9 protein-coding genes and 1 pseudogene are annotated in these 7,333 nt (G+C 67.8%); 5 read left to right on the top strand and 5 right to left on the bottom strand.

Annotated elements, in window-relative coordinates; genetic code table 11:
- Nucleotides 1-230: DUF808 family protein (locus tag GBZ26_RS30455; protein ID WP_247884900.1), on the bottom strand; the 230-nt coding region annotated here is incomplete at its 3' end.
- Nucleotides 190-798, bottom strand: coding sequence for a helix-turn-helix domain-containing protein (locus GBZ26_RS24825; RefSeq protein WP_174441131.1), 609 nt, complete (start codon nt 796-798; stop codon nt 190-192). The genes GBZ26_RS24825 and GBZ26_RS30455, both read right to left, overlap by 41 nt.
- A gap of 249 nt (nt 799-1,047) precedes the next feature.
- Here GBZ26_RS24825 and GBZ26_RS24820 point away from each other — a divergent pair, with 249 nt between their 5' ends.
- The gene (locus GBZ26_RS24820) at nt 1,048-1,242 is read left to right on the top strand and encodes a hypothetical protein (RefSeq protein ID WP_035680112.1); all 195 of its coding nucleotides are present in this window, start codon (nt 1,048-1,050) and stop codon (nt 1,240-1,242) included.
- A 167-nt stretch (nt 1,243-1,409) separates the two neighbouring features.
- Here the strand turns inward: GBZ26_RS24820 and GBZ26_RS24815 are convergent, their stop codons facing one another.
- Nucleotides 1,410-2,318 carry a LysR substrate-binding domain-containing protein gene (locus GBZ26_RS24815; protein WP_174441130.1) on the bottom strand — a complete coding sequence of 303 codons (909 nt, stop codon included), beginning with the start codon at nt 2,316-2,318 and terminating at the stop codon, nt 1,410-1,412.
- A gap of 135 nt (nt 2,319-2,453) precedes the next feature.
- On the opposite strand from GBZ26_RS24815, the gene GBZ26_RS24810 reads away from it, so the two are divergent.
- Together GBZ26_RS24810 and GBZ26_RS24805 are read left to right on the top strand one after the other, a co-directional pair.
- Nucleotides 2,454-3,635 (top strand): MFS transporter, encoded by a 1,182-nt coding sequence (locus tag GBZ26_RS24810; protein ID WP_174441129.1) that lies wholly within the window; start codon nt 2,454-2,456, stop codon nt 3,633-3,635.
- Between the two features lie 31 nt (nt 3,636-3,666).
- Nucleotides 3,667-4,428, top strand: coding sequence for an SDR family oxidoreductase (locus GBZ26_RS24805; protein WP_174441128.1), 762 nt, complete (start codon nt 3,667-3,669; stop codon nt 4,426-4,428).
- 32 nt (nt 4,429-4,460) lie between these two features.
- On the opposite strand, the gene GBZ26_RS24800 is transcribed toward GBZ26_RS24805, so the two are convergent.
- Nucleotides 4,461-5,144, bottom strand: coding sequence for an HD domain-containing protein (locus tag GBZ26_RS24800; RefSeq protein WP_051140735.1), 684 nt, complete (start codon nt 5,142-5,144; stop codon nt 4,461-4,463).
- A gap of 226 nt (nt 5,145-5,370) precedes the next feature.
- On the opposite strand from GBZ26_RS24800, the gene GBZ26_RS24795 reads away from it, so the two are divergent.
- Together GBZ26_RS24795 and GBZ26_RS24790 are read left to right on the top strand one after the other, a co-directional pair.
- Nucleotides 5,371-6,297: an ABC transporter ATP-binding protein gene (locus tag GBZ26_RS24795; RefSeq protein WP_174441127.1), complete on the top strand. Its 927-nt coding sequence runs from the start codon at nt 5,371-5,373 to the stop codon at nt 6,295-6,297.
- Nucleotides 6,294-7,067 carry an ABC transporter permease gene (locus GBZ26_RS24790; RefSeq protein ID WP_211104948.1) on the top strand — a complete coding sequence of 258 codons (774 nt, stop codon included), beginning with the start codon at nt 6,294-6,296 and terminating at the stop codon, nt 7,065-7,067. Before GBZ26_RS24795 ends, GBZ26_RS24790 begins: the two co-directional genes overlap by 4 nt.
- 34 nt (nt 7,068-7,101) lie before the next feature.
- Here GBZ26_RS24790 and GBZ26_RS24785 read toward each other — a convergent pair.
- A pseudogene (locus GBZ26_RS24785) lies at nt 7,102-7,333 on the bottom strand (GFA family protein); the annotation flags it as partial.

Here is a 7,333-nt window from a genome sequence, read left to right as displayed (position 1 = left end):
GCCTTGGCCCCCGCCCGCGCCGCCTGTCCCGCGGCGTCGTCCAGCGAGGCGGCGGCGACCTTCGCCAGCCCGGCCACATCGTCCAGCAACGCGATCAGTCCTGTGCTCAAGGTTTTGGCTCCCCTCCGTACCGGCGTCCATGGAGCAGACAACGCCGCCGGGGGCAAGCCGGACCTTCGGAAGGGCCGGTCAGTCGTCGACCAGCTGGTCGGCGGTGAGCATGTGGACATCCGGGTCCGGCGTGTCCCGGCCGTCGTCCAGATAGAGCACCTGGTCCACCAGCACGAGGACGCGCACCCCGTCCACCGGCACGACGCTCAGCCGCCGGTTGATGACGGCGTTGCGGAAGGCCACGGCCCGGTCGTTGTAGGTGACCGACAGCACGTCGTTCGTCCCTTCCAGCATGGGCAGGGCGTAGCGCTCCATCATCTCCGCGGTCAGCCCGTCGATGCGCGGCAGCAGGGAGGAGCCGACGATGTCGAAGTGGTGCCGCTCAAGCCATCGGGCCAGCGGCGGCGACACGGCCTGCGCGATCAGCCCGGGCGTGTAGAGGGTGCATTTCTCGCCCATGCTCCGCACCATCGCCTTCAGGCCGAGGAAGGTGGGGTGGTGCCGGAAATGGCCGGTCAGCACGTCGCGCAACAGCGCCTGCTCCCGCGGGTCGGGCAGGGCGGCGCCGGATTCCCAGCGGGCGACGGTGTCCTCGGTGGTGGCCAGCATGACGGCGAACTGCGCGGCGGTCAGGCCGTGCAGCCTTCGCAACGCGCGCACGATCTGCGGCCACTCATGCACCGGCACAGACGGCTCTCCAGATTATCTGCAGGGGTAATGATCGGAGAATACGCGATTCCCCGGCAAACACATACGCAATCATGCGGCAGGAGTCATACCGGAGTATCCATTTTTTTGGTTCGCCAACCCGACTGTTTCGTGCCTAAACGCTTGAGGAAGCTGTAATTTTTCGGTCTTGCTGCTCTGCGGGCATAGCGCTTCTGGTATCGGGTATACCAGTGCACCATAACCCCACCAGCAAAGAGGAGACACATCATGGCTTACGCTTCCGCCCATCACAGCCATCACGACGGCCTTCTGTCGACCATCGCCAAGGGTGTTACGGAATTCGCCGGCGCTTGGTTCTCGGCCACTCCGTTGTATATCGTATACCAGGCCGTGTCGTCCGGCACCTATGCCCCGGCGGCCGGCACCTCGACGCTCGACCTGCCGACGCTGATGCGCGAATGACCGGCGCCTGGGCCACCCGGCCCCACGACGCGGCGGCCCGCCCATCCGGGCCGGAAAAAAGGACCGACTCCCCCGGAGCGGTCCTTTTTCGTTTCGTCCATCGGTTTCGGCCGCTTTTCCGAACTCCGCCCACCATGGCCGAGAGCACCGGGGTTTAGCCCGGCTCGTCACCGCGCGTCCCGCGCCTCTCCGACAAGCCAGTCGACGAAGCCGCCAACAAGGTTTCCGGCCAGCTTCCCGGCATCGGCCCGACGGGGAATGAGCGCGACATACCCCGTCCTCGGAACGCGGATGTCCGGCAGCGGCGTCATCAGCCTTCCGCCGGCGACGTCGATCTCCAGCATCGGCAACGGGCCGATCCCGATGCCAAGCCCGTCCTCCACCGCCTGACGGGTCACGAAAAAGTGGTCAAATGTCCGGCGGGGATGCCCGGCAAGGTGTTCGAGCCCTGCCGCCTCAAGCCAGTTCGCCCAATCGCCGGCACGGGTTTCGCTTGCCAGCAGCGTATGCCCCTCGATGTCAGCGGGCTTCAGGATCGGCCGTCGCGCGAACAGCGCCGGGCTCATGATCAGCGTGTCCACGTCATCCAGCACCGGGACGACGCGATGCTGAGGCCACACATGCTCCCGCGCGACGCCGCGCCGGATCGCCACGTCGACACCCCCGCGCAAGTCTTCGAGCACGGTCGAAACCGTCGTGACCGCGACCTCCACATGCGGATGGTCGGCGTGGTACCGGTTGAGCCGCGGGATCAGCCAGCGCATCGCGAAGCTGGTCGGAGCGCTGACACGCAGGATGCGGCGCGCGTCGGGCCGGCCACAGGCTTGCGCCGCGACGGCCAGGCGGTCGAAGGAAAGACCGACCTCGGCGGCGAAGATTTTCGCCATCGGCGTCGCGACCATGCGGCGCCCGTCCTTCATGAAGAGCCTCTGCCCGAGCCAGCTTTCGAGCGCCGCGATCTGGCGGCTCACCGCGCCATGGGTAAGACCGAGTTCGGCTCCGGCTTCGGCATAGCTGCCGGTTCGGGCCGCGACCTCGAAGATGCGCAGGGCGTTCAGGGGGGGAAGGCGACGCATGGGCGATCCGTGAGGAAAACGAACGGTATCCGTGATTCAAAGCATACTAGTCGATGAAACCTCACGCGTATACCATGCCGTTGAAATTGCCCCAGCCGAGCAAGATCCGTTGCGTCGTCGAGGGATCAAAGGAAGATGAATTCGCAGGATTGGCGGACTCGGAAAAAGAAAAGCTTGGCAGGCGCCTGCCTCGCACACGCGCTGCATGACGGCTATACCGACGCTCTCTACGCGTTCATGCCGGTATGGCAGGCGGATTTCGGTCTTTCCTATGCGGCGCTGGCCATCATCCGCGCTCTTTACTACGGAACGATGGGAGGATTGCAGATCCCGGCCGACCGGGCGCTGCGCGGCCTGTCGCCGCGGGCGGCGCTGATCCTGTCGACCGTCCTCGCGTCCACGGGCCTGCTGATCATGGCGGCGCCGTTCGGCTTTGCGGGTCTGTGCGTCGGCCTCGTCGTGGCCGGCATCGGATCGAGCATCCAGCACCCCTGCGGCTCGATGCTCGTCACCGCCAGTTACGGCGCGGCATCGCGCCACCCGCTCGGCATCTACAACTTCTCCGGCGATCTCGGAAAGGCCGCGTTGCCGGCGCTCGTCGCGGTGCTGCTGCCGCTCCTCGCCTGGCAGCCGGTGCTGGGGCTGATGGCGGCGCTTGGACTCATCCTGTCGGTCGCCCTGGTGCCGCTGGTGCCGGCGACTCCCATCGCCAGGGCCGCCGCGACGGGGGCGGCCTCCGGCCGGGGCCGCGGCGGCTTCGGCATCCTGACGACGATCGGCGCGCTCGATACGGCGACCCGCATGGGCTATCTGCTGTTTCTGCCCTTCCTCATCCATGGGCAGGGCGGCGACACGGCGACGGTCGGTCTGGCCCTCGCCCTGCTGTTCGTCGGCGGCGCGTTCGGAAAGGCGACGTGCAGCCGGCTCGGGGAGCGGCTGGGTGTCGTCGGCAGCGTCATGGCGACCGAGGCCGCCACGGCCGTGCTGATCGCGGCGACGCTGGTCACGCCGCTGACGCCGACGCTCATCCTGCTGCCGTTGCTCGGCATCGTGCTCAACGGCACCTCGTCGGTGCTCTACGGCGCCGTGCCGGAGCTTTCCGAGGGCGACACCGGCCGGGCCTTCGCGGTCTTCTACACGAGTGTCATCGGTTCCGGGGGCCTGGCGCCGATCCTCTACGGCGCGATTGCCGATCACAGCACCCAGGCGATCGGCGTGCTGGCCTCGGCGGCGACCGCCGCCCTGATCGTTCCGCTGGTCCTGACGCTGAGGCCGCATCTCGGCCGCCGGCCCTCCGCCGCCCCCGAACCCGCATGACCATCCCGCCACCACAGGAAAGGGTCGTCCAATGAACACCGCCCCCCAGGCGCCGCTGATTCTGATAACGGGTGGAAGCCGTGGCGTGGGCGCGGCGACCGCAAGGCTTGCCGCCGCGCAGGGCTACGATGTCGCGATCAGCTTCGTCGCCAACGAGTCCGCCGCCCGTGCCGTGGCGGCGGATGTGGAGGCTCTCGGGCGGCGCGCCTTGCCGGTGCGCGCCGACAGCGCGGATCCGGCGCAGGTCGCCCGGCTGTTCGCCGCGATCGACCGGGAGTTCGGCCGGATCGACGTCCTGGTCAACAACGCCGCGGTGCTGGCCCGGCAGTGCCGGACCGAGGACCTCGAACTGGAGCGGATGCAGCGCATCTTCGCGGTCAACGCGATCGGCCCGATCCTCTGCGCGCAGCAGGCGGCGAAGCGCATGTCCCATCGCCACGGCGGGCGGGGCGGCGTGGTGATCAACGTCTCGTCGGCGTCGGCCCGGCTCGGCAGTCCGAACGAATATGTCGACTACGCCGCCTCGAAGGGCGCCCTTGAGACGTTCACGACCGGCTTCGCCAAGGAGGTCGCGCGGGACGGCATCCGCGTCAACGCCATCCGCCCCGGGCACATCCACACCGACATGCACGCGAGCGGTGGCGAGCCGGGACGGGTGGATCGCGTCAAGGACTCGATCCCCATGGGACGGGGCGGTCAGCCCGAGGAGGTCGCGCGGGCGATCCTGTGGCTGGCAAGCGCCGAGGCGTCCTTCATCACCGGCACCTTCCTCGACGTCACCGGCGGCAAGTGATCACCATCTCGGCGCCGCCGCCCCCGGAGTGCTCAGGCGTCCCCGGCGATCTCCGCCAGAAGCTGGACCTGGAAGGACAGCAGGAAGGCCGCCCGCTCCTGCGCCCGCGCCCGCCCGGCCGGGGTCTGCATGGTGTTGGGAAGCAGCAGCAGCTTCGCCTTGAAATGGTCCAGCGCGTATTGCAGGTCGTCCAGCGGGCGGCCCTCGGCCATCGGGTCCTCGCCGTGGAACAGCGCCCGCTTCATCAGGCCGGAGGTGGCGAAGCAGCGGGCGATGCCGATGGCCCCCAGGCTTTCCAGCCGGTCGGCGTCCTGGACCAGCTTCGCCTCGATGGTCAGCGGCGGGATGCCGGCGGAATAGCTGTGCGCCTCGATGGCGTGGCGGGTGGCGGGGATCAGCGCGTCCGGGAAGCCCATGCCGCTCAGAACCTCCTCCGCCCGCTCCGCCGACAGGCGGGAGGCGCGGCTGCGGTCCGGGTGGTCCTTCGGCACGTTCACGATGTCGTGGAGCAGGGCCGCGGCCAGCACGACCAGCATGTCAGGCGGCGGCCCGCCGTCCCGTTCGGCCTCCGCCGCGGCCAGGGCCTTGGCGGTGCGCCAGACGCGAAGAAGATGGTCGACATCGTGGGCCGGGTCCTCGGCCACATTGGCCCGCAGCCATGTGGTGATGGAGCTTTCCCAGACATCGACATCGCTGAGCACAACATCTTTTGGCATGAGCGCTCGTCCTCTTTCGTGCTTTTTACATAATATGGGGATGGACAGGGCTGTTGTCCCGAAATCATTTGTGGGCGGGCCTCCCCCACCCCGAATCGGGACTCCCAAATCAGGACCCCCTTATCCGGAATGGTTGCGTCGCGCCGAATGCCCGATGACCGCGGACTGTCCCGCCGTTAAGGTGACGCCCGCCCGGAACGGGCCGACCGACAGGCAGAGGGGGGACATGCAGCCGATCATTCAGGTGCGTGGGCTGGAAAAGACCTACGCCACCGGCTTCCAGGCGCTGAAGGGGGTCGATCTCGACATCCGCCGCGGCGAGATCTTCGCCTTGCTGGGACCGAACGGGGCCGGCAAGACGACGCTCATCAGCACCGTCTGCGGCATCGTCAACGCCACCGCGGGCACCGTGACGGTCGACGGGCACGACATCGTGCGCGACTGGCGCGCGGCGCGCTCGCTGATCGGCCTCGTCCCGCAGGAGCTGACGACCGAGGCGTTCGAGAGCGTCTGGGCCACCGTCAGCTTCAGCCGCGGGCTGTTCGGCAAGCCGCCCGATCCCGCCCACATCGAGAAGGTGCTGAAGGACCTGTCCCTCTGGAACAAGAAGGACAGCAAGGTCATGGCGCTGTCCGGCGGCATGAAGCGCCGCGTGATGATCGCCAAGGCCCTGTCGCACGAGCCGCGCATCCTCTTCCTCGACGAGCCGACCGCCGGTGTGGACGTGGAGCTTCGCCGCGGCATGTGGGAGATGATCGGGCGGCTGCGCGACAGCGGCGTGACCATCATCCTGACCACCCACTACATCGAGGAGGCGGAGGAGATGGCCGACAGCATCGGCGTCATCTCCAACGGCCGCATCGTGCTGGTCGAGGACAAGGCGGCGCTGATGCGCAAGCTGGGCAAGCGGCTGCTGACCCTGCAGCTCCAGAACCCGCTGGAGGCCATCCCGGCGGAGCTGGCCGACTACCCCCTGACCCTGTCCGGCGACGGGCGGGAGCTGGTCTACAGCTTCGACACGCAGGACGACCAGACGGGCATCGCCCGGCTTCTCCGCAAGCTCGGCGACCACGGCATCGATTTCACCAACCTGCACACCGAGGAAAGCTCCCTCGAGGAGATCTTCGTCAGCCTTGTGAAGGAGCGGGCATGACCTCCCCCATCAACCTTCATGCGGTCAAGGCCATCTACCTGTTCGAACTGGCCCGCACCTGGCGCACGCTGTTCCAGAGCATCGCGGCGCCGGTCATCTCGACCTCGCTCTACTTCATCGTCTTCGGCGCGGCCATCGGCGGGCGCTTCACGGCGGTGGACGGGGTGACCTACGGCGCCTTCCTGGTGCCCGGCCTCGTCATGATGTCGGTGCTGACGGAAAGCGTGTCCAACGCCTCCTTCGGCATCTACATGCCGCGCTACTCCGGCACGATCTACGAGGTGCTGTCGGCCCCGATCTCGGCCTTCGAGACGGTGCTCGGCTATGTCGGGGCGGCGGCGACCAAGTCGATGATCCTCGGCGTGCTGATCCTGCTGACCGCCCGGCTGTTCGTCGACTACTCGATCCAGCACCCGTTCTGGATGGTCGCCTTCCTGGTCCTGACCTCGGTCACCTTCAGCCTGTTCGGCTTCATCCTGGGCGTCTGGGCGGACGGCTGGGAGAAGCTCCAGATCGTGCCGATCCTGGTCATCACGCCGCTGGCCTTCCTCGGCGGCAGCTTCTACTCGATCAGCATGTTGCCGCCGCTGTGGCAGAAGATCACCCTGTTCAACCCGGTGGTCTATCTGGTCAGCGGCTTCCGCTGGAGCTTCTACGGACAGGCCGACGTGCCGGTGGGGATCAGCCTCGCCATGACCGCCCTGTTCCTGGCGCTCTGCCTGACGGCGGTCTGGTGGATCTTCCGCACCGGCTACAAGCTGAAGAACTGAAATCTGAACAAATGACCGGCCCGGACGGCGGGGATCACGCCCCGCCGTCCAGTTTCCCATGCGCCCGGTGCCACTCCTCCAGCGATTCCGGCGGATAGTCGTCGCTGTGCTCGTCTCCCGGCCCGGCCTCGACCGGCACCCAATTGGCCTTCGACCCCAGCATCATGTGGACGTGGGCCGGCGCCTCCGGCAGGGGGCTGTCGATGGCGCTGGCGAAGGGGTGGACCAGCTCCGGCCAGCGCGGGTCGCTCACCCACAGGGCGGAG

Origin of the sequence: Azospirillum formosense, from assembly GCF_013340925.1 — a bacterium.
Lineage (GTDB): Bacteria > Pseudomonadota > Alphaproteobacteria > Azospirillales > Azospirillaceae > Azospirillum > Azospirillum formosense.
The sequence above is the reverse complement of the archived record's forward strand: the minus strand, read 5'-3'. Positions and strand labels throughout refer to the sequence as shown.